Source organism: Dyella japonica (genome assembly GCF_040545895.1).
Lineage (GTDB): Bacteria > Pseudomonadota > Gammaproteobacteria > Xanthomonadales > Rhodanobacteraceae > Dyella > Dyella japonica_D.
Genome location: NZ_JBEPMU010000002.1, coordinates 279,920 through 302,557, shown reverse-complemented (window position 1 = coordinate 302,557; position 22,638 = coordinate 279,920). Strand labels below are relative to the sequence as shown.

Genomic DNA, 22,638 nt, shown 5'->3' with positions numbered 1-22,638 from the left:
TCAAGCCTGCGTCATCGTGCTCTGCCATAATTTCGCCCCATGACCGAACACCGCATCGTCACCGCTGCCGCCCAGATGGACGACGAGGCCCTCGAAGCCTCCATCCGTCCCAAGCGACTGACCGAATACCTGGGCCAGCAGACGGTGCGCGAGCAGCTGTCGATCTATATCGAGGCCGCCAAGAAGCGTGGTGGTGCGCTCGATCACGTGCTGATCTTCGGACCACCCGGCCTGGGCAAGACCACGCTGAGCCACGTGATTGCCAACGAGCTGGGCGTCAACCTGCGTTCCACCTCCGGCCCGGTGCTGGAGCGGGCGGGGGACCTGGCAGCGCTGCTGACCAATCTCGAACCGCACGACGTGCTGTTCGTGGACGAGATCCATCGTCTGTCGCCCGTGGTAGAGGAAGTGCTCTATCCGGCGATGGAAGACTTCCAGATCGACATCATGATCGGCGAAGGTCCCGCGGCCCGCTCGATCAAGCTCGATTTGCCGCCTTTCACGCTGATCGGCGCCACCACGCGTGCCGGCCTGCTCACCGCGCCGCTGCGCGACCGCTTCGGCATCGTGCAGCGTTTGGAGTTCTATACGCCCGATGAGCTCACCGCCATCGTGCGGCGTTCGGCGCGCATCCTGGGCATTCCTTGCGAGCTGGAAGGCGCGCAGGAAATCGCCCGCCGTTCGCGTGGCACGCCGCGCATCGCCAATCGCCTGCTGCGCCGCGTGCGCGACTATGCCGAAGTGCGCGCGGCCGGGCAGATCACCCGCGACGCCGCCCGTGCCGCCACCGACATGCTCAAGATCGACGCCGAAGGCTTCGACGAGCTGGACCGTCGCCTGCTGACCATCATCATCGAGAACTTCGATGGCGGTCCGGTGGGTGTGGAATCGTTGGCCGCCGCGCTGAGCGAAGACCGCGGCACCCTCGAGGACGTGGTCGAGCCGTACCTGATCCAGCAGGGCTATCTGGTACGCACCGCGCGCGGCCGCATGGCCAGCGCCAAGGGCTGGCGTCACCTGGGGCTCACGCCGCCGCCGCGACCGTCGGTTCCCGCCGACCTTTTCACGACCGACAACACCGATGTCTGACATCACGCTAACCAGCGCGACCGAGCCCTTCGAGTGGCCGGTGCGCGTCTATTGGGAAGACACGGACGCGGGCGGGGTGGTCTACCACGCCAGCTACCTGCGTTTCATGGAGCGTGCCCGCAGCGAATGGCTGCGTGCGCTGGGCATCAACCAGTCCGTGGTCAAGGAAAACACCGGCTTGGCCTTCCTGGTCCGGGAAATGCAGATCGACTTTCTGCGGGCGGCCCTGCTGGATGATGAACTGGCGGTAAGCGTGGAAGTCAAAGAACGGCGGGCAGCCAGTATCCTTTTCGCCCAGACGATCCGCCGGGCGGACGGCGCGGAGCTGATCCGCGCAAAGGTGCGAGTGGCGTGCGTCGATGTTCGCCGCATGCGTCCGGTGCAGATTCCGGCCGACCTCATCCCCGGCCTTTCCCCTTAAATAAAAGTACGTGCGCTGGAGAACCTTCAAGCAATGAACGGTGGATTGAACATTTTCAAGTTGATCGCGGAAGCGAGCATCCTGGTGCAGGCCGTCATGCTGGTCTTGCTGGTGTTCTCCTTCCTCTCCTGGGTGATCATCATCCGCAAGCATCAGCAGCTGAAGTCCGCGATGGAAGAGGCCGAGGGCTTCGAGGAGCGCTTCTGGTCCGGCGCCGACCTGGCCCAGCTGTTCCGCGAGGTGAGCAACCGTGGCGCGGAGAACGGCGGCATGGAGAACGTGTTCGAGTCCGGCTTCCGCGAATTCGTGCGCCAGCGCCAGCGTCGCGTGCATGACATGCGCGTGGTCATCGAAGGTTCCGAGCGCGCCATGCGCGTGGCCGGCACCCGCGAGATCGGCCGCCTGGAACGCAACCTCGAATTCCTCGCCAACGTGGGTTCCATCAGCCCGTACGTGGGCCTGTTCGGCACCGTCATCGGCATCATGGGCGCTTTCCAGGGCCTGGGCGAAATGAAGGACGTCACCATCGCCGTGGTCGCACCGCACATTTCCGAAGCACTCATCGCCACGGCGATGGGCCTGTTTGCCGCGATTCCGGCGGTGTGGGCCTATAACCGCTTCGCCAACAAGGTGGAGCGCGTGGCTTCCCGCTACGAGGTGTTCCAGGAAGAGTTCTCGTCGGTGCTGCAGCGTCAGATCCAGACCGACGACGCGGCCGCCTGAGCGAGGGCATGAATGATGCGTAGCTCCGCGCGCCACAAGCGCTTCAAGCTCAAGTCAGAGATCAACGTCGTTCCCTACATCGACGTGATGCTGGTGCTGTTGATCATCTTCATGGTCACCACGCCCATGCTCAACTCCAATGTCGACGTGAACCTGCCGCAGGCGAACGCCAAGTCGATGCAGGACAAGAAGGACCCGGTGATCATCGCGGTGGATCAGGGCGGGCAGCTCTATCTCACGCTGGGCACCGAGAAGCGTCAGCCGGTGGACGTGGCGACCATGAAGCTCAAGGTGGGTGCCTTCGTGAAGGCCAATCCCCAGGTCAGCGTGCTGGTCGCGGGCGATCGCGACGGCAAGTACGACGGTGTCTATCAGGTTCTTGCCGACCTGCAGCAAGCTGGCGTGGCCAAGGTGGGCCTGATGAGCGCACCGGAGTCGGGCAGCAAGAAATGAGGGCCGACTCCCGCCCCAAGGGCACGTCCAAGGCGGTTGTCCTTTCCGCCGTTCTCCATCTTGGCATCGTGGGCTTTCTGGCCTTCGCGGTGATTCCGTGTTCGTTCTACGAAGAGCTGTTCGCCACGCTGCACCTGCCGGCCAGCTGGAACCCGATCACGTGCACCAAGCCGGTGTCGTTGCAGGGTGAAATCATCGAGGCCGAGCTGGTAGGCATCACCGCCGCGCCGCCGCCGAAATCCGCCAAGGCCAAGCCCGTGCCGGACACCGTGCCGCCGCCGCCCTCCGTGCCGCCGCCGCCATCGGAAGAAGTACCCAAGATCAAGACGCTGCCGCCGCCGCCGGAGCATCCGGATACGGTCGATCAGGAAAAGATCGTGGCCGATGCCGCCCAGAAGGCGGAGGACGCCAAGAAGGAACAGGAAGAGAAGCAGCGCCAGCGCGCCGCCGAATTGGACGCCCAGGCGGCCAAGCACAAGCAGGAAGAGCAGAAGAAGATCGACGAGTTGTTCGCCAAGATGGACGCGGCCGACAGTTCGCGCAAGCAGGCGGAAAGCAAGGCCAAGCAGGCCAAGCAGCAGATGGAAGACCTCAAGAACGCCCAGGACAACGGTCGCGAGAACTTGCCCTACGCCGAACAGGCGCAGACCGGCAGCAACGGCAATGACGCTGATCTGAGGGCGCAATATCTCGCCGCGATTCAGAATACGCTCAAACAGAACTGGGTCGGGCCGGATAACATGCCCAGTCAGCCGTGCCTGCTGCATATCGTCCAGCTCTCGGGCGGACAGGTGGTCAGCGCAAAGGTTGATTCCAGTTGCCCGTTCGACGAAGCCGGACGCAAGTCCGTCGAAGACGCGGCCATGAGGGCCAATCAGTTGCCCTACAAGGGCTTCGAAAAAGTCTTCAGTCGCAACGTTGATATGTTTTTCAAGCCATAGGTGAGAACGCAATGAAGAAGCCAACCCGCTATCTGGCCCTATTGCTTGGACTCCTTGCCCTGCTGTGCGCAGGCATGGCGTCGGCGCAAACGTCTACGTTGACCGGCACCGTCGAGGGCGTGACGAAATCGGCTACGCCGATCACCGTCGTGCCGTTCGCGCAGGCTGGCGGTGCGCCCCTGCCGACCGACATTGCCGATGTCATGCGCAACGACTTCAACCGTTCGGGCAAATTCCGTTCGCTCGCCAAGAGCGAAATCGTGGAAACGCCGTCGAAGGGTGCGGACATCAACTTCGCCACGTGGCGCCTGCTCAAGCAGGACTACATCACCGTGGGCCGCATCAGCGATGCGGGCGGCGGCATGCTGCGCGTGGAATACGAACTGTGGGACGTGAACCGCCAGCAGAGCCTGCTGGCCCAGGCCTTCACCGCGCCCGCGGGTGACCTGCGCGGCGTGGCCCACCAGATCGCCGATGCGATCTACGAAAAGATCACCGGCGTGCGTGGCGCGTTCTGGACGCGTATCGCCTACATCACCGCCGTGGGCCTGGGCAACAACACCACCTACTCGCTGATCGTGGCCGATTCGGATGGCTATAACCCGCAGGTGGTGGCTCGTTCGCGCGAATCGCTGCTCTCGCCCTCGTGGTCGCCGGATGGCCGCAAGATTGCCTACGTCTCGTTTGAGAGCGGCAATTCCGCAATCTATGTGCAGGACATCACCACGGGTTCGCGTCAGCTCATCTCGGCACGCGCCAAGGGCATCAACGGCGCACCGGCCTGGTCGCCGGATGGCACCAAGCTGGCGCTGGCGCTCTCCTATCAAGGCAATCCGGAGATCTACGTGATGGACGTGGGTTCCCGCCAGGAGACCCGCCTCACCAACAACCTGGCCATCGACACCGAGCCGCGCTGGACGCCGGATGGCCAGGGCATCATCTTCACTTCCGACCGCTCGGGCCGTCCGCAGCTCTACCAGATGTCGGCCGGTGGCGGCGGGGCAGAGCGCATCACTTTCCAGGGCCAGTTCAACGCCAATGCCTCGATCAGCTATGACGGCAAGCAGATCGCCATGGTGCAGGGCAACGGGAACGTGTATCGTATCGCCATTATGGATCGCAGTCTGGGTGGGCAGGTGCGCTTCATCTCGCCGGGTCCGATCGACGAAACGCCGAGTTTCGCGCCCAATGCGAGCATGTTGCTGTACGCCGCTTCGGAAGGTCGACGCGGTGTGCTTTACGCCGTGTCCGCCGACGGCCTGGTTCGTCAGCGACTGGTGCTTGCCGATGGCGACGTTCGCGAGCCGGCTTGGGGTCCCTATCGTCAGCGATAAGCAGTTCATGACGTGACGCGTAAGCGTCAGGTCCATGTGATCCGGGCGTGAAGTCTTGGACGACACCTCGGATCAAACAGCTTGCCGGCCGTGGCAATCCGTCGCGGAAGGCGGGCCAGGCGTTGCGAGACAGCGCACCGCCGGCATCAAAAATGGCAAAATAACAGCCGGTTCACCGGCGAAAACTGTCCCGAAACCGCAATCATTATTGACTGTCGGAACTCAAACCTGTTTGAAGGAACGTCCACCATGAATAAGACCGTTCGCGTCGCCCTGGTCGCCCTGCTCTGCGTTGGCGCGGCCGCATGCTCGAAGAAGCAGGAAGTCAAGCCGCAGCCGCAGCCGGAAGCGCCGATGACCACCCCGGCTCCGTCGACCGCTGGCAAGTACACCCCTGCTGACCTCGATACCGACGCCTGCCTCCGTCAGCGCGTTGTGTACTTCGATTTCGACAAGGACGAAATCAAGCCGGAGTTCCAGCAGATCATGGCTTGCCACGCCAAGTACCTGCAGGATCGCCCGATGGCGCAGATGCGTCTGGAAGGCAATGCTGACGAGCGCGGCACCCGCGAGTACAACCTCGGCCTCGGCGAGCGCCGCGGCAACGCCGTGTCCAGCGCCCTGCAGTCGAACGGCGGTTCGGCCAGCCAGATCAACGTGATCTCGTATGGCAAGGAAAAGCCGGTGTGCCGTGAGCACAACGAAGACTGCTGGAGCAAGAACCGTCGCGTCGAGATCGTCTACACGGCGAAGTAATGAAGAAGCGACTGGCTAACAGCTTCACAGCCAGGATGGGCATGGCGGGCGCAATTGCGTCCGCCATGCTTTTTGGTGTCCCGGCCCAGGCCCAGGATTCCCGGCTCAGCCTTGCCGACCGCGTATCGCGACTCGAGCAGCAGGCACAGAACCAGAATCAGGGCACCACACTGGTCAATCAGGTGCAGGCACTGCAATCGCAGCTGCAGCAGATGCAAGGCCAGATCGAGGAACTGCAGCACCAGCTGCAGGAAGCCAACGACAAGAACAAAGCGCAGGCCACGGATTTCGACACGCGCCTGGGTCGCCTTGAAAGCGGCGCCAGTGCAGCGGGTGCGAATGCGGGGAATGCCAACGCCAACGTGCCGCCACCGGCCGCCAATGCAGCGCCGCCTGCACCGGCAGTTGCGCCGACGCCGGCCGCTGCTGCAGGCAAGCCGGCAGGCGCCGCGCCTGCGGCAGGAAAGGGTGGTGCGGCGGCCAATGCCAATGCGCAGGCCGCCTATGACGATGCCTTCAAGTCGCTGCGTGCCGGCGACTACGTGAAGTCCTCGCGCGACTTCCGCAATTTCATCCAGCAGTACCCGGACAGCTCACTGCTGCCCAACGCCTTCTACTGGTTGGGCGAGTCGTACTACGCCACCAGCAATTACCAAGTGGCGATGGAAGCCTTCCAGCATCTTGTGACGCAGTTCCCGCAGAGCGAAAAGGTGCCCGACGCCTTGCTCAAGGTCGGCTACAGCCAGATCGAACTCAAGCAGGTCGATGCGGGCAAGGCCACGCTGAAGAACGTGACTGCGAAGTATCCCGGCTCCAAGGCCGCCGGCCTGGCTCAGGAGCGCCTGCGTCGACTGCAGGCCCAGCCGGCCAACTGAGGTTGTTGTCGTGACTGGCAGTAGCACGAGCGTGGCACCCACCACGTCGACGCAGGCGCCCGCCGAGCGCCTGCGCATCACCGAGATTTTCCACTCGATCCAGGGCGAAGCCGATGCCATCGGCTGGCGCACGGTGTTCGTGCGACTGACGGGTTGCCCACTGCGGTGCGTCTGGTGCGACACCGAGTATTCGTTCTACGGCGGTGACTGGCGCGATATCGATGACATCCTTGCCGAGGTGGCGTCACATGGCGCGAGGCACGTTTGTGTCACCGGCGGCGAACCGCTGGCGCAGAAGCGCTGCCTGATCCTGCTGAAGCGCTTGTGCGACGCGGGTCATGAGGTATCGCTGGAAACCTCTGGCGCGCTGGACGTGGCACAGGTCGATCCGCGCGTGCGCAAGGTGATGGACCTCAAGGCGCCGGATTCCGGCGAAGCCAAGCGCAACCTGTGGTCGAACATCGAGCACCTGCTGCCGCACGATCAGGTCAAGATAGTCATAGCCAGTCGCGCCGACTACGAATGGGCGCGCGATGTGGTGGCCGAGCATCGCCTCGTCGAGCGTTGCATGGTGCTGTTCTCGCCCGCGCACGGCGCCATCAAGCCGCGCGAACTGGCGGAATGGATCATCGAGGACAAACTGGACGTGCGTTTCCAGCTGCAGCTGCACAAGCTGCTGTGGAACGACGAGCCAGGACACTAAGGCGAGAATGAGTGGAGAGGAGTGAGAAGCATGAAAGAGCGACCGCCTTCTCTCGCTTCTCACTCCTCTTCACTTACTTCTACCTCTACTGCGCTTCGGCCTGTGTTGCCGGTGGTGCTCTTTCGGCCGGATCACCGGCCTGAACTTTCAGTGGATGTCATCCCATGTCTCAAGTAACTCCCCGCAAAGCCGTCGTGCTCGTTTCCGGCGGCATGGATTCGGCCGTCACCATTGCCATCGCCCGCGAGCAGGGCTATCAGGTGCACGCGCTTAGCGTGGCCTACGGCCAGCGCCATAGTGCGGAACTGGCGGCGTCGGAGCGCGTGTCGCATCTGCTGGGCGCGGTCGAGCACAAGACGGTGCAGGTGGATCTGCGCACCATCGGCGGCTCCGCGCTCACGGCCGACATCGACGTGCCGCTCGACCAGGCCGGCGAGCAGGGCATTCCGGTGACGTACGTGCCGGCGCGCAACACCATCATGTTGTCCATCGCGCTGGGCTGGGCCGAGGTGCTCGGCTCCACCGACATCTGGTGTGGCGTGAATGCAGTGGATTATTCGGGCTACCCGGACTGCCGCCCCGCCTTCATCGAAGCCTTCGAGCAATTGGCCAACGTGGCGACCAAGGCCGGCGTGGAAGGGGCCGGCATCCGCATCCACGCGCCGCTGATGCGCATGAGCAAGGCCGACATCGCCCGCGAAGGCGGGCGCCTGGGCGTGGACTTCTCCGAGACGGTGAGCTGCTACCAGGCCGACGCCGAAGGCCGTGCCTGCGGCCATTGCGACGCCTGCCTCCTGCGTGCGCAGGGTTTCAAAGCGGCTGGCCTGCCGGACCCCACCCGCTACGCCTGAACGGCGTTGCTTGTGCCACGGGCGCCCAGCCCATAAAATATTGGGCTGGCTTTTGAAGCATGGGTCGTTAGCTCAGTCGGTAGAGCAGTAGACTTTTAATCTATTGGTCCCGAGTTCGAATCTCGGACGACCCACCAAAAGTACTCAGGGACCCGCGGCAACGCGGGTCTTTTTTTGTCTGCGGTAAGCGGCCTCGATATCAATCGATGGCTGCCGAGACCGGCGATCTCAGCTCGCCTGGCGCCAGGCCGGTGCGGCCGGCTTCTGCGCGCTGGAGTGGCGCTCCATCACCGGCATGCGCGGCAGGTCGAACCAGAAGGTGCTGCCGCGCCCCGGTTCCGAGCGCAGGCCGATGCGTGTGCCCAGCAGTCGCGCCAGGCGTTCGGCGATGGCCAGGCCCAGGCCGTAGCCGCCGCGACGTTCGCTTTCGCTGGCCTGCAATTGCACGAATTCTTCGAAGATGCGCTGCTGATGGATCACGGCGATGCCCGGGCCGTTGTCGCGTACTTCGATGCGGATGGCCTGGCCGCGACGGCGCGCTGCGATGAGCACGCGCCCTTCCGGCGCATTGGCGATGGCATTGCTGGCGAGCTGATAGAGCAAGCTGGCAGCGACATCGGCATCGCCATGCAGCTGGTGATGGCTGCCGCGCCAGGCCAGCGTCACGTGATTCTGCGCGGCCTCGTGGTTGAGCGAGGTGCGATCGCGCATGAAGAGTTCCGCAGCGGTGAAACCGATGGGCTTCACGGCGATCACGCCGGCATCGAGCCGTGAGATTTCCAACAGCGCATCGAGCAGGCGAGTCATGGATGCAATGCTGTGACGCATCTGCTGGAACAACGACTGTTGCTCCTCGCTCGCATTCTGGTCGAGGCCGGCGGCAAACAGTTCCAATGCCTGCAGCGGCTGGCGGAAGTGATGGCTCACCAGTGCGATGAACTGCGATTTGCTGCGCGTGGCAGCCTGGCTTTGGCGCAGGCGATCCAACGCTTCGACGGCGTTGTCGTGCTGCATCGTGCTCCAGTCGCGGCGCTGCGCTTCCTGCAGTTCGGAGAGACGCTGCAGCGTCTTGCGCAGTTCGAGGAATTCGGTGCTGACGGGCGTGTTGTCGATCTGCGGATGTCGCGCATTCACCAGTTCATGCGCGGCGTAGCGAGCCTGCGCCAAGGGCTCCAGCACGCGATGACGAATCGATACGCGCGCAAGCCATGCGAGTACAAGAATGCCTGTCGCACACAAGGCACCGAGCAGCCATACCATGGCCTGCGCCTTGCGCAGGGGGTGCGTGTCCACGTCCATGCTCACCCACGACGACATGCTGCCTTGCGGCCGCACTTCGTTCCGATAGGTGGAGCCACCCGCAACGGCTGCCGAGCCACTGCTCCAGAGGCGGCCATCCGAGCCGTGCAGCTCCACGCGCAGCACCTGGTCGACCTTGCCTTCCTGCAGGGTGCGATCGAGCGCAGCTTGCGGCGACACGCCTTCTACAACACCGAGTTCTCCGGCGAGGCGTGCCAGGCGCAGGCTTGCGGCCGCATCCACGCGTTCGGCCAGGCTGTGGGTCTGTTGCAGGCACAGCGCCAGGATCAACGCCAAGGCGGCGATCGTGCTGGGCAACACCACATCGATGAACAGGCGGGGCAGCAGGTGCGCGCGCGGCTCCATGCGTCAGGCCTCCCGGTCGCAGTGGCGCGCTGACGGCGGGCAATGGAGCCGCCATCGGGGCCTTGGACAAAGATAGCGGCGGGTTGAAGGCATCACTCAAGGTCCCGGCAAACAGGGAACAAAATGGTTCGTGGGCGTTTCAGTCACGGAATCGCCCTGGTTGGCACTCTAAAGAATCCACGACGCCCCTTCGATACGCAGTTCGATCTAGCGCGACGCGCCATAGTCCTAACGGTCTATGGGCCGAAACTGTGACGTGTTGCGCTGCGCAACGGTTCGGCATGACGCGGGGCGCTTTTGGCGTTACCTTGCCACCCGCACGCCCACCCCGGGCGAAATGGAGAACCCCATGTCCTCACGTTGTCGCTGGTTGCTTGCTGTGTCCCTGCTGGGTTTGGCCGGCACTGCCCTGGCGCAGGATATTCCAGCCAACATGCCCAAGCGCAAGCCGGGCCTGTGGGAAATGCAGACCTCCGGCATGGGCGGCCAGCCGCAGACGACCAAGATCTGCCTTGACGCCGACACCGACACCGCGATGTACAAGATGGGCACGCACATGAGTGGCCAGATGTGCAGCACGTTCAAGATCGACGTGCAGGGCAACAAGGTGTTGACGGACGCCGTGTGCAAGATCAACGCACCCAGCGGCACGGTCAACATGAGCAGCCACAGCGAGACCACGTATCAGGGCGATACGGCATATTCCACGCAGGGCAACATCAAGTACGACCCGGCGGTGATGGGCCACTCGGAAATGGCGATGACCAGCAGCGGTCATTGGGTGGGCCAGTGCGCCGCCGGCCAGAAGCCGGGCGATATGCTCATGCCCAACGGGCAGACCTTCAACATCAAGGATATGCCGGGCCACTGAGGCCCATGCGCTACGGGGTGCTGGGCGCCATCAGCTGGCGTACCAGCGCCTCATGCTCGGCGTCGATCTTCTTGAGCCGGGTCTGCATGGCCGCATCGCTCACCCATTGCGCGCTGTAGGCGCGCCGGCGATCGAGGTTGAATTCGATATCGGCGAAAGGCACCAGGGTCTCGTTGCCGGCCGGCGAGAAACCGCTGATGTCGTGGATCAGATGCAGCTTGGCCAGCTCCGCCTGCGCGTTCTTGCCCTTGGCGTAGGAGGTGAGTGCCGCGGCTACGCGTTGGCGCAGTTCGGCCGGGAGATCGGTGCGGATCACCACCACGGCATGGGGAATCAGGCTGGACGTCCACAGCACGCGCAGGCGCGCGTACTGATCGGGAAAACGTTCGGCGAAACGCTCCATGTCGGCCGTATTGTTGGAGGCGATGTCGGCTTCGTTGTTCGCCACCGCCAGTGCATTGTTCTGATGGTTGTCCACGGTGACGTTGGCGAAGAACGTGTCCGAATCCAGCCGGCGGTTGGCGAATACCTGGGTCTCGGGCACGAGATAGCCGGAGACCGAGAGCACCTCGCCGCGCGCATAGCGCAGCTTGCCGGGCCGGCGGAACAGGTCGTCAAGGTTGCGGATGGGCGAATCCTTGGCCACCAGCAGCACCGAGTAATAGCCACGCGAACCGTTGCTGCGGGTGAGCTGCGCGATCACCTGCATGCGATCGTGCACCACCGCATCGAGCGCGAGCCGGCCGGACACGAAGGCGAAGTCCACGCGTTCCTCGGCCATGGCCTGGCCCAGCCCCTCGTACGTGCTTACCGAGAGGCTGTGGATGGGCAGGTGCAGCGTGCGGCTCAGGTCGTCCAGCATGGGGCGCCAGGCGGCCAGCGATTCGGACGGACCGCCAATCGGCAGGATGCCGAAGGTCAGCGCGTTGATGTGCCCACTGTCCTGCGGTGGATCGGCCCATGCAGCCGAACCGCAGACGAGGGCAGCAAGGAGCAGGGCGCCGCGCAGCACTCGGGCCACGATGCTTTTCGCCGGCACGCTGCCGCACACGATGGACCGTTCGTGGGTGGTCTTAGCAGGTCTGTCCGGAGCGAGGAACATGGATGGGTCTGGCTGCCGGGACGTGGGGCGCGGCGATCAGAGGCCGCTGATGCGCCGCGAGGCCACCACGGCCTCGACGCGGTTGCGCACGTTCAGTGCGCGGAAGATCGCGGCGAGATGGATCTTCACCGTGCCTTCGCTGATCCCCAGGTCACGAGCGATGAGTTTGTTCGGCTTGCCCTGCGAGAGCAGGCGCAGCACGTCGATCTGGCGCTCCGTCAGCAGCTTGCGCAGCCGTTCTTCCAGCGAATCGGCGCCGGGCGCGGTCTGCGTGGCGTTGGCGGGCGGCGGTGTGGGTACGGCGCCATCCACGCGCTCCTGCAGCAGCAGGGGCGGCACGTACACGCCGCCGGACAGCACCAGGCGCACGGCCGAGAGCATCACATCGGGCGAATACGCCTTGGGAATGAAGCCCTGCACGCCCATGGCCAGCAGGCTTTTCATCAGCGCGCCGTCCTCGGAACCGGAAAGCACCATCACGGGAACGTGCGGCAGATGCTCGATGACTTCGGCCAGGTGCTCGCTGCCCTGCACGCCGGGCATGGCCAGGTCGATGAGCGCAAGCGACAGCGACGGCGCCTCCGGCGCATGGATGGCCTCGCGCAATTCAGCCATGTCCATGGCCATCACAAACTCCGTGTTCGGCCCAAGCTCAGCCAGCTTGAGCTTGACACCTTCGACGATCAGTCGATGGTCGTCTGCGATCAATATGCGCATCTCATTCCCCATGGCGCTGTACGGTAATCCCATTACCGCACGTCCGCCTGCGCAACATAGCCCTAGCTCGTTCGCGCGGCAACCTCAAGGCGCGTACGAACGGCATAGCCTCAACGGGATATGGCCGCTGCTGGCGCCAACCGTGAAAATTCCGCTGCGATCAGGGGAATCGCTCATCGATACCGCGATGTGAGGCGGAGTGAGTCAGATCGTGCAGGACACGGCGCGATCCACACCGAACACCGCTAGAGATCTGGTACTTGATGAATGCCACGCGTAGCGTCACCGGCCCAAGCGAGCCCACCGCGTGCTGCAGCAAGCCTCCCCTGAACCCGTTGGAACCTCCGGCATGCGGGAAGTAACGCCCGCGTCGGCCGGTTCGCCATGGATGGCCCTCTTGTCCGGAGACAGCGTTGTCTCCGGTTTTTCGGGCTGGATCTCACCTCGGGCATCCCTTGGTCGGCACGACGGCGTGTATCGTCGTAGACTTCGGCGCTCATCCCCAGCCGGTGCGGCCATGTGTTCCGGCGGGGGCGATGGAGCAACATGCAACAGGCTCTGACGGCTATAGGTGCCATGCGGCTGCTGGAATGTTTTGCGCCTCTGTTCGCATATGGCCTGCTGATCGACGAGCAGGCCGCCAGCCAGAATCTTTCCGACGACGAACTGCCGTCCGTGCACGCGCGCGCGCTTGCGCTGGTGGAGCAAAGCCGTGGCGCCGCCTTCGCGCGCGGCAAGTCGCTGGCCGAGGTGGAGCTGGCCGCGTTCGCCGTCACGGCATGGTTTGACGAGGTCATCACCCGCCACGGTGGCTGGCGCGGTCCGTCGACGCCGCTGCAGCAGACCCTCTTCCGCACGGGCAGTGCCGCCACGGAGTTCTTCGATCAGCTGGGGCGCCTGGGCAGCGGCGACGACGAAGTCCGCGAAGTGTTCAGCATGGCGTTGCTGCTCGGTTTCTCCGGCCAGTACTACTACGAGCAGGGCGATACCGGCGAACTGGGCCGCATCAAGGCCCTGTATTGCCCGGCGAGCACCGGGGCGGCAATGGTGCTGCAGACCTTGCAGCGCGAATCGGTCACGCCTCAGCCGTACATGGTGCCGGGCTCGCCGGTGCTGCGCCTGCCGGTGACCTGGATGGGGCGCCGTCTCGCCCAACTCGTGGCCGCGCTGCTGGTGCTGCTGGTGTTCGTGGCCTTCGTGGCGCCGGTGTTCAGTCAGGCCCTGTCCGAGCAGGCGTGGTTCACGGGAGGCATCATCGTAGCCGTGCTGGGCGTCGTCGGCTGGACCAGCGTGCTGGCGTGGCAATCGCTGGTGATGATGCGCGCCCACACACGCGTGGCCGACAGCACGGAGGCCGGCTACGGCATAGGCAGTTTTTCCGCCGCGGTGAAGGACGCCGCCCGCCGCTTGCGGGGCGCGATCCTTCACCCGTTTCGTCGCCGCGGCCCATGGCGGCAACTGTCGCGTCACCCGTGGCTGCTGTTCATGGGCGACAGCGCGGCGGACGTCCGTTCGTTGTTGCAGGCCGCTGCGTCCGCGCCGCATGCACGCGAGCTGTCGCGCGCCAACGACACGCGCCCGTGGCACTGGTGGGTATTCCGTGCCCTGGTGGCGATCGAGCCCGGCCCGCGGCTCTCGCATCCGCATGCCACCATCGGCGATGGCGATGCGCCCTGGTCGAAGGCGCTTTCGCTGCTGGCGAAGGAACGCCGCAAACTTCCGCTGGACGGCATGGTGATCTGCATTGCCGCGCAGAGCCTGCGTGAACCCGAAGGCGTCGTCGCCACGCATGCCGACCGCCTGCATCGCCTGGCCGACGAAGCCACCCGTCGCCTGCAATTGCAGCTGCCGGTATACGTGGTGGTCACCGGGCTCGAAGCGTTGCCGGGACACGGTGCTTTCCGCGCCGCGCTTCCCGCGTCGGTGTTTCGTCGCGTGCTGGGCTGGCGCCATCCGGCCGTCATCGAAGACGGCGTGCCCGATGCGCGCATGGAAGCCCACGCGGACGCAATGACAGAGCGCCTGGTGGCAACGGCACAGGCCGTGCTGGCTACCGAGCGCGATCCGCGCGCGCGTCGCGAAGCCTTTGTGTTCCTGCAGTCGCTCTACGGCATGCAGCGCGGACTGCGCACGTTCCTGGAGCGTCTTCAGGCCAACGAAGTGCATGGCGAGCGCCGCCTGCACTGGCAGGGCATCTACGTCACCGGTGGTTCGCGCAACCAGGCGCCGGGCGGCGATTTCGTCGACGATCTGTTCAGTCGCTTCCTGCCGGCCGACCGCGTGTTGGCGCGCCGCGTGGCGCCGAAGGGCTGAGCGTTCGCGTCAGACGGTGGTGACGCGCGATGCGCTCCACGCCACCATCAAGGCTTCGCGCAATTGTTCCGGCGATACCGGTTTGTAGAGCACGGGAATACGCGCGGCCATGATTTCGCGCAGGCGATCGCTGCGGGTTTCGCCAGTGATGAGCAGGCGGGAGAACGGCGGATTGCCATCGATCTGGTAGTGCGCATCCAGCGCGGCCAGCACGTCCAGCCCGCTTTCGCCATCGCGCAGGCGCAGATCGGAGATCACGATGTCGGGCGGAACGTTCCATTCTTCCGCGGCCAGCAAGGCCTGCACGCGGTCCTCGGCCACGGCCACTTCGCAGCCCCAGCTCTTCAACAGATAGCGGATGCCCGAGAGGATCGCCGGCTCGTCGTCGATCACCAGCACACGCATGCCCGACACATCGGGCGAGGCTTCTTCGCCGCTGACGACCGGAATGTGCTGCGCCGGCACTTCCGGCAGATGGAAGCTGAAGACGCTGCCGCGACCGGGTTTGGATTTCAGTTCCACCTTCGTGTCGAGCAACTCGGCCAGACGCTGCACAGTGGCAAGGCCAAGACCCAATCCACGGCGACGGCCCACGTCGTGTTCATTGCTGTGGCTTTCGACGCGATAGAACTCGTCGAACACGCGCACCTGGTGTTCCTGCGCAATGCCGCTGCCGGTATCCCAAACGTCCACGCGCACCGTGCCGTCCTCGCGGTGGCGTGCCACCACCAGCACGCCGCCGCGGCTGGTGTAGCGCAATGCATTGCTCACCAGGTTGTTGAGGATGCGCGACAGCATCGTGCGGTCGCTGCGCACCCACAGATTGGTGGCGCGCATGATCAGGCGCAGGCCGTGCTGCTCGGCAATCATGCGGAAGTTGCGGCTCACTTCCTGGAACACGTGATCGAGCGGGAACTCGGCGATCTCGATCTGCATGGCGCCGGTTTCCAGGCGCGACAGGTCGAGCAGTTCGCTGAAGAGATGGTCCAGCGCTTCCACACATTCCTGGATGTGCGCGATGCGATCGAGGCGCACGGGATCGCGTTCGTCCTCGGCCAGTGCGGAAGAGAACAAGGTCAGCGCATACAGCGGCTGGCGCAGGTCGTGCGAGGCGGCGGCGAGAAAGCGCGCCTTGGCCACGCTGGCGGCTTCGAGCGCGGCGTTCTTGCGCGCCAGCTCCACGGTAGCGTGTTCTATCTCGCGTTCCATGCCGCGCTGCACGTCGAACAGCGCCATGGCGGCGCTGTTGAAGCCGCGTTGCAGCTCGCCGATTTCGGTCTGGTCGGTGACTTCCACTTCCACGTGGCGGTCGCCGCGACCCAGTTGATGCACCGCGTCCACCAACCGGCGTAGCGGGGCGCTGATCCAGCGCGCGGCCTGCCACGCGATGATGGCGGCCACGAAAAGGCTGATCACCAGTGCGACGAGTGCGTGGCGAAGGCTTGCCTGCTGCATGGCAATCGCGTCGCGCAGGCTCACGTCCACCATCACCGAGCCCAGCACGGGTTGCCCCGGTCGCTCGCTGTCCACCACGTCGCGCACGACGGTGAGGCTTTCGTTGTTGTCGGCGCCGCTGCGGCCCAGGCTGTCGGCCAGGATTTCCCCGTCGGCCGCGCGGATCTGCACGCGGGCCACGTGAGGCAAGTCACTGATGGATTCGGCAATGCGCACCAGCTCGCGGCGCTGCATCTCGCGCAACGGCGCCGCGGTGACCGATGCCGCTTGTGTCGCAATGGCGTCGGCGGTGTTCTGCGCCATGCCGCGCAGCGTCATCAGTTGCTGCGGGGCCAGCATGGCGACCAGCAAGGTCGCCGTCACCAGCGTCGGTATCAGCGTGACAAGCGCAAGCCGTTGCATCAGCGACGTACGACGCCACCATTGCACCGTCCGGGAGTTGGCCCCTGCACCCATCAGATCCCCTTGCACGCTGTATGCGTCAGGCGGAGTCAGCCTAGCGCGATTTTCCAAGCCAGGCAGCAAGCCGACTGGGTTAGCGAATGGGCTATGGCGCTTGTAGGACTTACTGTGGAGGATGGGCCGGCTTGGTCGCGGGGGCGGCCTTGTGGAGCCGGCGGGTAAGCCGCTCGACCAGCAGCGGGAGCAGGGCCAGCGCCGCGATGGCGGTGAGCGGCATCCATACGCCGCGTTGCATCAGCAATTCCGGCCCGAAATGGCCATGGCTCTTCGCCAGCGCATCGCCGAGGCCAGCGCCAATCGACGTCTCGAAGATCAGGGAGACAGTGCCGCCCAGCCAGCTCGCGCCCATGAACAGCCACAGCGGGCAGCGCAGCCAGGCCAGCGCCACCGTGACCAGACCAAACGGCGCCACCGGCACGAAACGCAGGAACATGGTGTAAGCCACCGGGTGCCGTTCGAAGCCGTGATGGAGCTTGTCCACCAGGGCCGGCGGATGTTTGCTGCCGGCGCCGAAGGCGTAGCGGCTGGCCAGGAACAGGATCAGCGTGCCGAGGGTGAGCCCGATGGAGGAATAGATGGTGCCCTCCACCGCGCCGAACGCGAAACCGCCGGCCATGATGATGATCACCGTGCCCGGGATGCCCGTGGACATGGCCAGCGTGAGCAGGCCGATGTAGGTGATGCGGCTCACCCAGGGCGCGGTTTCGATCTCACCGCGCAACTGCGCCTGATGTTGCACCAGCTGCTCCGGATGCAGCCGGTCCATCAGCCCGGAGCTGAACAAGGCGATGCCGGCGAGTACCAGCAGGATCAGCGGAAGAGCGGCGCGCAGGCGGCTCAATAGTGCTGTCCGCTCTGGCCGTAGGTTGCCAGCACGCCGCGGGCCTGCTCGCGCAGGATGTCGCGTCGCACGGCAATGCCGCGCTTTTCGAGCTCGCCGATCCAATCGGCCGGCAGCGGGCCTTCGTCGAATTCGGTGAGCTCTTCCACGTCTTCGGCGCGGGCGCCGATCAGCAGCTCATCCACGCCTGCCCACACGGTAGCGCCATAGCACTGGCAGCACGGCTGTGCGCTGGTGGCGAGGGTGTAGCGGCCGCCATCGGCATTGAGGCGGAACGCGGCGAGGCGCTGCTGCGCGCTCATGTACGCCATCATTTCGGCGTGCGCGACGGAGCACGTCTGCGGCACCACGCGATTGACGCCCACCGACACCACGCGACCTTGTCCATCGAACACCGCCGCACCGAACGGGCCGCCATGGCTGCGCTCGATGTTCAGGCGCGAGAGTTCGATGGCCAGGGCCACGCGTTCCTCATCAGTGATGTAACGCTTGTTGGTGTCGACCACGTCGCCGATCCACGGCGGCAGGGTCAGGTGAATCTGTTGACGCAGCATGCAACGCTCCCTGTGACGCCGGTGTCAGCCAGCCTGCTTGGCCCATGCGTCACGCAGCGTGACGGTACGGTTGAAAACAGGTTTGTCCGACGTGTGATCGACGCGGTCGGCCACGAAGTAACCGAGACGCTCGAACTGGAAGCGCTGTTCCGCATCCACCTGCGCCGCCGCCGGTTCGAGCCATGCGGTGACGATGCGCTTGGCCTCCGGGTTGATGTGTTCGATCCACGTTTTGCCGTCGGTTTCGTCGTCGGGATCGGCCACGTTGAACAGGCGGTCGTACACGCGCACTTCGGTGGCCACGCCATGCTTGGCGCTCACCCAGTGGATGGTGCCCTTCACCTTGCGGTCTGCGCCCGGCATGCCCTGGCGCGATTCCAGATCGAGCGAGCAGCGCAGTTCGATCACGTTGCCGTCCGCGTCCTTCACCAGTTCGTCGCACTTGACGATGCCCACGCCACGCAGGCGCACTTCGCCTTCGGGCTTCAAGCGATGGAAACCCTTCGGCGGCACTTCGGCGAAATCTTCGCGCTCGATCCACAGCTCGCGCGAGAACGGCACGTTGCGCGTGCCGAAGCTCTCATCCTTCGGATGGTTGGAGAACGTGAGCTGCTCTTCGTGACCTTCCGGCAGATTGGTGATGACCAGCTTGATCGGATCGAGCACCGCCATGCGGCGCGGCGCGGTGGCGTCGAGATCTTCGCGGATGCAGTTCTCGAGGATCGAGTAGTCGATGATGCTGTTCTGCTTGCTCACGCCCAGTCGTTCGATCAGCAGTCGCAAGCCGCCCGGCGTGAAGCCGCGGCGACGCAGGCCACGCAGCGTGTTCATGCGCGGATCGTCCCAGCCATCCACCAGGTTCTCGTTCACCAACTGCGCGAGCTTGCGCTTGCTGGTGATGGAGTAGGAGAGGTTCAGGCGCGAGAACTCGATCTGCCGCGGCTTGGCCGGCTCGGTGCGAAAACCGCCTTCGCGCAGATGCGTCCACAACTCCGGATGGTTCACCAGATCGACCTTGTCGACGAACCAGTCGTACAGCGGGCGGTGGTCTTCAAATTCCAGCGTGCACAGCGAATGCGTGATGCCCTCCAGCGCATCGGAAAGGCAATGCGCGTAATCGTACATCGGATAGATCGGCCACGCGTCGCCGGTGTTCTGGTGCGTCACCTTGCGGATGCGATAGATCGCCGGGTCGCGCATGTTCATGTTGCCCGACGTCATGTCGATCTTCGCGCGCAGTGTCTTGGCGCCGTCGGCGAATTCGCCCGCGCGCATGCGCTGGAACAAGTCGAGGTTTTCCTCCACGCTGCGCTCGCGGAACGGCGAGTTGCGACCCGGCTCGGTGAGCGTGCCGCGATAGGCGCGCATGTCTTCCGGGCTGAGGTCGTCCACGTAGGCGACGCCGTCCTTGATCAGCTTGATGGCCGAGTCGTAGAACACCTCGAAATAGTCCGAGGCGTGGCGCAGGTCGTGCCATTCGTAACCCAGCCAGCGCACGTCGTCCTTGATGCCTTCGACGAACTCCGGGTCTTCCTTGCCAGGATTGGTGTCGTCCAGGCGCAGGTTGCACCAGCCAGCGAATTCCCTGGCGATGCCGAAGTTCAGGCAGATCGCCTTGGCGTGGCCGATGTGCAGGTAGCCGTTGGGCTCGGGCGGGAAGCGCGTGCGGATGGCGTGATGCTTACCGGTGGCCAGGTCCTCGCGGATGATCTGGCGGATGAAGTCGCGTTGACCCTCGGCGGCCTGTGGGGCAGCGGCGGAGACAGTGGGTTCAACGGCGGCGTTTTCGGTGGACATCGGGAATCGAAGCTCGGTCGCGGTGGCGGAAACGGTGAAGTTTACCCTGTCCCGTAGATGGGGGTGTCCTGCCTGCTTTTCAGCGGTCGACCGGGGCGAGGAACGAGCCTCGATCACCCGTGAACCGCGCCCTTCACCCCGGCAATACGCCGTCAACGAGAACTTGCCCGAATACCGCCGCAGGGGTAGCGTGACCATCATGCGCATTGCTTATCGAGCCGAAACCCTGATCGACGCCCATCTGGTGAAGGACGCGCTGGAGCGCGCCGACATTCCGGCGTTCGTATCCGGCGAATACCTGACCGGGGCGGTGGGGCAGTTGCCCGCCCTGGATTACGTGGCCGTGCTGGTGCCTGAAACCAGCCTGCCGGCGGCCGAAGCGGTGGTCCGCGAGGTGGAGCGGGATCTGCAGGAGGCCCGCCTGGCCCTCAACGATGCCGACGAAGACCCGGATTCGCCGCTGCCCGCGTTCTGCTGACCAGCGCTCCTGGCCGGCCCTGCCGGTACATCCTTTGCCATGTCGCCCCGGCCCGTTTTACGTGGCACGGTATCGTGTGAGGTCGCCGCCCGGCCTCGTAGGAGTCATCAACCATGGATGCCACGTTGCAACAGATCCAATCCCTGATTCGCGCCGTGCCGGACTTTCCCAAGCCCGGCGTGATGTTCCGCGACATCACGCCGCTGCTGGCCGATGCCGGCGGCTTTGCCCGCTGCATCGACGCGCTGGCCGAGCCCTGGCAGGGCAGCGGCGTGCAGGCCGTGTGCGGCATCGAATCGCGCGGCTTCATTTTTGGCGCCGCGCTGGCGCAGAAGCTGCACGCGGGTTTCGTGCCGCTGCGCAAGCCGAACAAGCTGCCGCCGCCGGTGGTATCGGTGGATTACCAGCTCGAATACGGCGTGGATCGCCTGGAGGCGCGCAACGACGCGTTACGTCCCGGCGAACGCGTGCTGATCGTGGATGACGTGCTGGCCACCGGCGGCACCGTGGCCGCCGCGCGTGCACTGGTGTTGAAGCTGGGCGCGCAGTTGGTGGGTGCCAGCGTGGTGATCGAACTGGCCGCATTGCAGGGACGCGCAGGCTGGCAGGACGAACGCATACCGCTGCACGCCTTGCTGCGTTACTGAGTGCGTACTCACTGCGCTGCAGGTTCCACGCTCTCCACGTAAACGAGTTCGCACGCACCGTCGCCGGTGTCGTCGCGCGACATCGATGTTCGCCAGCGCCAGCCATCGGGGCGGCTGGCGTCCACCAGAAAACCTTGCAGATGGATCACCTCGCCGGCGCGCACGCGTTCCAGTTCGCGCCGTGCGGTGTCGTCGGCGGGAATCATGTGCATGTTGGCGCTGGACTGTTCGATCTCGCGGCGCGGTATCGGAAAACGGTCGACGTGCCAGTGATAGAAGCGATTGCCCTGGCTGACCTCGATCTGTGACAACACTTCGCTGTCGGACATGCGTCCCCAGCCGAGCGCGAGATCGATCGGCGCCAGCGGAGCACCGGCATCGAAGCGGTAATCCTCGCGTGACAGCACGCGCGCGGTGAGTTCGAAACGTGCGCGCGTCACCAGCGTGAAATCGCCGCGACGCAGCGTGGCTGCTTCGTCGAGATCGATCTGCGTAGGCACATCCGTCGCCAGCATGCCGGGCGCGTGGGTAATGGCGCGATGACGCCACCAGTTCACGCCGCCAAGCAGCGCGATCAGCAGCAGGCCGACCAGGATGAAACGCTGCATGCAGGCGTCAGCGTGCGGGTTTCTGGGCGGGCTTGGTGTCGACAAGTCCCGGTTGCAGCAGCCCCGGCGGCAAGTCGCCGATCACTTCCGCGAACCGCTTGAGGAACGTGCCCATCGACGAACTCTTGCGCCATACCAGCGCAATGCGGCGACTCGGCGGATGGCCGGCGAATTCCAGCAGGCGCACGTTGTCGGTGCGCGACACCGGCGGCTTGATGGCGAGCGTGGGCAGCAAGGTGATGCCGACGTTCGCGGCCACCATCTGGCGCAGCGTTTCCAGGCTGGTGGCGCGGAAACCGGAGCGTTCGCCGGCGCCGGCAAGCTGGCACACTTCCAGCGCCTGATCGCGCATGCAGTGGCCATCTTCGAGCAGCAGCAGGCTTTCGTCTTCCAGATCGTCGAGCTTCAGGCGCTTGTTCTTCTGGCCCAGCGGATGATCTTCGGGCACGGCCAGCACGAAGGGCTCTTCGAACAGGAATTCCGTGTGCAGGCTTTCCTCGTGCAGCGGCAGCGCGAGGACGCCCACGTCGAGCGAGCCTTCGCGCAGCATGCGGATGACCTGTTCGGTCTTTTCTTCCACCAGCAGCAGTTCCAGACGCGGGAAATGCTTGCGCACCAGCGGCACCAGGTGCGGCAGCAGGTACGGGCCCAGCGTGGGAAAGATGCCAAGGCGCAGCGTGCCCGATTCCGGATCGCGCGTGCGTTGCGCAATCGCCTTGATCTCTTCGATTTCCGATAGCACGCCGCGCGCGCGGCGGGCGATCTCGCGGCCGGTTTCCGTCAGCAGCACCTTGCGTGGCGTGCGTTCCACCAGCGCCACGCCCAGTTCGTCCTCCAGCTTCTTGATCTGCGTGGAAAGCGTGGGTTGGCTGACGAAACTGGCCTCGGCCGCCCGGCCGAAATGACGGTGTTCGGCGAGAGCGACGAGGTAGTGCAGATCGCGCAGGTTCATGGGTGGGGTCCATGTCCTATTGATAGGTGT

23 protein-coding genes and 1 tRNA gene are annotated in these 22,638 nt (G+C 64.8%); 15 read left to right on the top strand and 9 right to left on the bottom strand.

Going from position 1 to position 22,638, the window contains the following annotated elements; genetic code table 11:
* The first annotated feature begins 39 nt into the window (after positions 1–39).
* The 11 genes from ruvB to ABIC75_RS08000 all read left to right on the top strand — a co-directional run bounded on the left by ruvB (position 40) and on the right by ABIC75_RS08000 (position 8,283).
* Positions 40–1,089, top strand: coding sequence for a Holliday junction branch migration DNA helicase RuvB (gene ruvB / locus ABIC75_RS08050; protein ID WP_354013328.1), 1,050 nt, complete (start codon positions 40–42; stop codon positions 1,087–1,089).
* Complete coding sequence (ybgC, locus tag ABIC75_RS08045) at positions 1,082–1,510, top strand: tol-pal system-associated acyl-CoA thioesterase (RefSeq protein ID WP_354013327.1); 429 nt, start codon at positions 1,082–1,084, stop codon at positions 1,508–1,510. The genes ruvB and ybgC overlap by 8 nt, the downstream gene beginning before the upstream one ends.
* Before the next feature lie 33 nt (positions 1,511–1,543).
* Positions 1,544–2,233, top strand: a complete 690-nt coding sequence (gene tolQ / locus ABIC75_RS08040; RefSeq protein WP_354013326.1) for a protein TolQ — start codon at positions 1,544–1,546, stop codon at positions 2,231–2,233.
* A gap of 15 nt (positions 2,234–2,248) precedes the next feature.
* A complete protein-coding gene (gene tolR / locus ABIC75_RS08035; RefSeq protein ID WP_354013725.1) occupies positions 2,249–2,686 on the top strand; it encodes a protein TolR in 438 nt (145 codons plus the stop codon).
* Positions 2,683–3,627 (top strand): cell envelope integrity protein TolA, encoded by a 945-nt coding sequence (locus ABIC75_RS08030; protein ID WP_354013325.1) that lies wholly within the window; start codon positions 2,683–2,685, stop codon positions 3,625–3,627. Before tolR ends, ABIC75_RS08030 begins: the two co-directional genes overlap by 4 nt.
* Positions 3,628–3,638: 11 nt before the next feature.
* The gene (gene tolB, locus ABIC75_RS08025; protein ID WP_354013324.1) at positions 3,639–4,961 is read left to right on the top strand and encodes a Tol-Pal system beta propeller repeat protein TolB; all 1,323 of its coding nucleotides are present in this window, start codon (positions 3,639–3,641) and stop codon (positions 4,959–4,961) included.
* Positions 4,962–5,210: 249 nt separating this feature from the next.
* A complete protein-coding gene (gene pal, locus ABIC75_RS08020; RefSeq protein ID WP_354013323.1) occupies positions 5,211–5,717 on the top strand; it encodes a peptidoglycan-associated lipoprotein Pal in 507 nt (168 codons plus the stop codon).
* A complete protein-coding gene (gene ybgF, locus ABIC75_RS08015) occupies positions 5,717–6,592 on the top strand; it encodes a tol-pal system protein YbgF (protein WP_354013322.1) in 876 nt (291 codons plus the stop codon). Before pal ends, ybgF begins: the two co-directional genes overlap by 1 nt.
* A 10-nt stretch (positions 6,593–6,602) precedes the next feature.
* The gene (queE, locus tag ABIC75_RS08010; RefSeq protein WP_354013321.1) at positions 6,603–7,295 is read left to right on the top strand and encodes a 7-carboxy-7-deazaguanine synthase QueE; all 693 of its coding nucleotides are present in this window, start codon (positions 6,603–6,605) and stop codon (positions 7,293–7,295) included.
* Positions 7,296–7,459: 164 nt separating this feature from the next.
* On the top strand, positions 7,460–8,146 hold the full coding sequence (queC, locus tag ABIC75_RS08005; RefSeq protein WP_354013320.1) for a 7-cyano-7-deazaguanine synthase QueC: 687 nt from the start codon (positions 7,460–7,462) through the stop codon (positions 8,144–8,146).
* Positions 8,147–8,207: 61 nt separating this feature from the next.
* Positions 8,208–8,283 (top strand) — tRNA-Lys (locus tag ABIC75_RS08000).
* 91 nt (positions 8,284–8,374) lie between these two features.
* Here the strand turns inward: ABIC75_RS08000 and ABIC75_RS07995 are convergent.
* Positions 8,375–9,811 carry a sensor histidine kinase gene (locus ABIC75_RS07995; RefSeq protein WP_354013319.1) on the bottom strand — a complete coding sequence of 479 codons (1,437 nt, stop codon included), beginning with the start codon at positions 9,809–9,811 and terminating at the stop codon, positions 8,375–8,377.
* Between the two features lie 349 nt (positions 9,812–10,160).
* Between ABIC75_RS07995 and ABIC75_RS07990 the strand changes: the two genes are divergently transcribed.
* Positions 10,161–10,682, top strand: a complete 522-nt coding sequence (locus tag ABIC75_RS07990; protein WP_354013318.1) for a DUF3617 domain-containing protein — start codon at positions 10,161–10,163, stop codon at positions 10,680–10,682.
* 10 nt (positions 10,683–10,692) lie between these two features.
* Here ABIC75_RS07990 and phnD read toward each other — a convergent pair whose 3' ends face one another.
* Both phnD and ABIC75_RS07980 read right to left on the bottom strand, forming a co-directional pair.
* Positions 10,693–11,703 carry a phosphate/phosphite/phosphonate ABC transporter substrate-binding protein gene (gene phnD / locus ABIC75_RS07985; protein WP_354013317.1) on the bottom strand — a complete coding sequence of 337 codons (1,011 nt, stop codon included), beginning with the start codon at positions 11,701–11,703 and terminating at the stop codon, positions 10,693–10,695.
* Positions 11,704–11,820: 117 nt separating this feature from the next.
* Positions 11,821–12,501: a response regulator transcription factor gene (locus ABIC75_RS07980; protein ID WP_354013316.1), complete on the bottom strand. Its 681-nt coding sequence runs from the start codon at positions 12,499–12,501 to the stop codon at positions 11,821–11,823.
* A 546-nt stretch (positions 12,502–13,047) separates the two neighbouring features.
* Between ABIC75_RS07980 and ABIC75_RS07975 the strand changes: the two genes are divergently transcribed.
* Complete coding sequence (locus tag ABIC75_RS07975; protein WP_354013315.1) at positions 13,048–14,814, top strand: type VI secretion protein IcmF/TssM N-terminal domain-containing protein; 1,767 nt, start codon at positions 13,048–13,050, stop codon at positions 14,812–14,814.
* Between the two features lie 9 nt (positions 14,815–14,823).
* Here the strand turns inward: ABIC75_RS07975 and ABIC75_RS07970 are convergent, their stop codons facing one another.
* From ABIC75_RS07970 to ABIC75_RS07955, 4 genes are all read right to left on the bottom strand, one after another.
* Positions 14,824–16,725, bottom strand: a complete 1,902-nt coding sequence (locus ABIC75_RS07970; RefSeq protein WP_354013314.1) for an ATP-binding response regulator — start codon at positions 16,723–16,725, stop codon at positions 14,824–14,826.
* Between the two features lie 109 nt (positions 16,726–16,834).
* On the bottom strand, positions 16,835–17,572 hold the full coding sequence (locus ABIC75_RS07965; protein ID WP_354013313.1) for a TVP38/TMEM64 family protein: 738 nt from the start codon (positions 17,570–17,572) through the stop codon (positions 16,835–16,837).
* Entirely contained in the window at positions 17,569–18,126 is a 558-nt protein-coding gene (locus ABIC75_RS07960; RefSeq protein ID WP_354013312.1) for a nucleoside deaminase, read from the bottom strand. The genes ABIC75_RS07965 and ABIC75_RS07960 overlap by 4 nt, the downstream gene beginning before the upstream one ends.
* A gap of 24 nt (positions 18,127–18,150) precedes the next feature.
* Positions 18,151–19,923, bottom strand: a complete 1,773-nt coding sequence (locus ABIC75_RS07955) for a glutamine--tRNA ligase/YqeY domain fusion protein (RefSeq protein WP_354013311.1) — start codon at positions 19,921–19,923, stop codon at positions 18,151–18,153.
* A gap of 199 nt (positions 19,924–20,122) precedes the next feature.
* Between ABIC75_RS07955 and ABIC75_RS07950 the strand changes: the two genes are divergently transcribed.
* Together ABIC75_RS07950 and ABIC75_RS07945 are read left to right on the top strand one after the other, a co-directional pair.
* Positions 20,123–20,401, top strand: coding sequence for a putative signal transducing protein (locus tag ABIC75_RS07950; RefSeq protein ID WP_354013724.1), 279 nt, complete (start codon positions 20,123–20,125; stop codon positions 20,399–20,401).
* Between the two features lie 113 nt (positions 20,402–20,514).
* Complete coding sequence (locus ABIC75_RS07945; protein ID WP_354013310.1) at positions 20,515–21,048, top strand: adenine phosphoribosyltransferase; 534 nt, start codon at positions 20,515–20,517, stop codon at positions 21,046–21,048.
* A gap of 8 nt (positions 21,049–21,056) precedes the next feature.
* Here the strand turns inward: ABIC75_RS07945 and ABIC75_RS07940 are convergent, their stop codons facing one another.
* Positions 21,057–21,656: a hypothetical protein gene (locus ABIC75_RS07940; protein ID WP_354013309.1), complete on the bottom strand. Its 600-nt coding sequence runs from the start codon at positions 21,654–21,656 to the stop codon at positions 21,057–21,059.
* 7 nt (positions 21,657–21,663) lie between these two features.
* On the bottom strand, positions 21,664–22,608 hold the full coding sequence (gene oxyR, locus ABIC75_RS07935; RefSeq protein ID WP_354013308.1) for a DNA-binding transcriptional regulator OxyR: 945 nt from the start codon (positions 22,606–22,608) through the stop codon (positions 21,664–21,666).
* Between the last annotated feature and the right edge of the window lie 30 nt (positions 22,609–22,638).

What these genes read in the sequence shown, in the direction of transcription:
- ruvB (WP_354013328.1), top strand. Translation starts at nt 40, where the DNA reads ATGACCGAACACCGCATCGTCACCGCTGCCGCCCAGATGGACGACGAG.
- ybgC (WP_354013327.1), top strand. Translation starts at nt 1,082, where the DNA reads ATGTCTGACATCACGCTAACCAGCGCGACCGAGCCCTTCGAGTGGCCG.
- tolQ (WP_354013326.1), top strand. Translation starts at nt 1,544, where the DNA reads ATGAACGGTGGATTGAACATTTTCAAGTTGATCGCGGAAGCGAGCATC.
- tolR (WP_354013725.1), top strand. Translation starts at nt 2,249, where the DNA reads ATGCGTAGCTCCGCGCGCCACAAGCGCTTCAAGCTCAAGTCAGAGATC.
- ABIC75_RS08030 (WP_354013325.1), top strand. Translation starts at nt 2,683, where the DNA reads ATGAGGGCCGACTCCCGCCCCAAGGGCACGTCCAAGGCGGTTGTCCTT.
- tolB (WP_354013324.1), top strand. Translation starts at nt 3,639, where the DNA reads ATGAAGAAGCCAACCCGCTATCTGGCCCTATTGCTTGGACTCCTTGCC.
- pal (WP_354013323.1), top strand. Translation starts at nt 5,211, where the DNA reads ATGAATAAGACCGTTCGCGTCGCCCTGGTCGCCCTGCTCTGCGTTGGC.
- ybgF (WP_354013322.1), top strand. Translation starts at nt 5,717, where the DNA reads ATGAAGAAGCGACTGGCTAACAGCTTCACAGCCAGGATGGGCATGGCG.
- queC (WP_354013320.1), top strand. Translation starts at nt 7,460, where the DNA reads ATGTCTCAAGTAACTCCCCGCAAAGCCGTCGTGCTCGTTTCCGGCGGC.
- ABIC75_RS07995 (WP_354013319.1), bottom strand. Translation starts at nt 9,811, where the DNA reads ATGGAGCCGCGCGCGCACCTGCTGCCCCGCCTGTTCATCGATGTGGTG.
- ABIC75_RS07990 (WP_354013318.1), top strand. Translation starts at nt 10,161, where the DNA reads ATGTCCTCACGTTGTCGCTGGTTGCTTGCTGTGTCCCTGCTGGGTTTG.
- ABIC75_RS07980 (WP_354013316.1), bottom strand. Translation starts at nt 12,501, where the DNA reads ATGCGCATATTGATCGCAGACGACCATCGACTGATCGTCGAAGGTGTC.
- ABIC75_RS07975 (WP_354013315.1), top strand. Translation starts at nt 13,048, where the DNA reads ATGCAACAGGCTCTGACGGCTATAGGTGCCATGCGGCTGCTGGAATGT.
- ABIC75_RS07970 (WP_354013314.1), bottom strand. Translation starts at nt 16,725, where the DNA reads ATGGGTGCAGGGGCCAACTCCCGGACGGTGCAATGGTGGCGTCGTACG.
- ABIC75_RS07960 (WP_354013312.1), bottom strand. Translation starts at nt 18,126, where the DNA reads ATGCTGCGTCAACAGATTCACCTGACCCTGCCGCCGTGGATCGGCGAC.
- ABIC75_RS07955 (WP_354013311.1), bottom strand. Translation starts at nt 19,923, where the DNA reads ATGTCCACCGAAAACGCCGCCGTTGAACCCACTGTCTCCGCCGCTGCC.
- ABIC75_RS07950 (WP_354013724.1), top strand. Translation starts at nt 20,123, where the DNA reads ATGCGCATTGCTTATCGAGCCGAAACCCTGATCGACGCCCATCTGGTG.
- ABIC75_RS07945 (WP_354013310.1), top strand. Translation starts at nt 20,515, where the DNA reads ATGGATGCCACGTTGCAACAGATCCAATCCCTGATTCGCGCCGTGCCG.
- ABIC75_RS07940 (WP_354013309.1), bottom strand. Translation starts at nt 21,656, where the DNA reads ATGCAGCGTTTCATCCTGGTCGGCCTGCTGCTGATCGCGCTGCTTGGC.
- oxyR (WP_354013308.1), bottom strand. Translation starts at nt 22,608, where the DNA reads ATGAACCTGCGCGATCTGCACTACCTCGTCGCTCTCGCCGAACACCGT.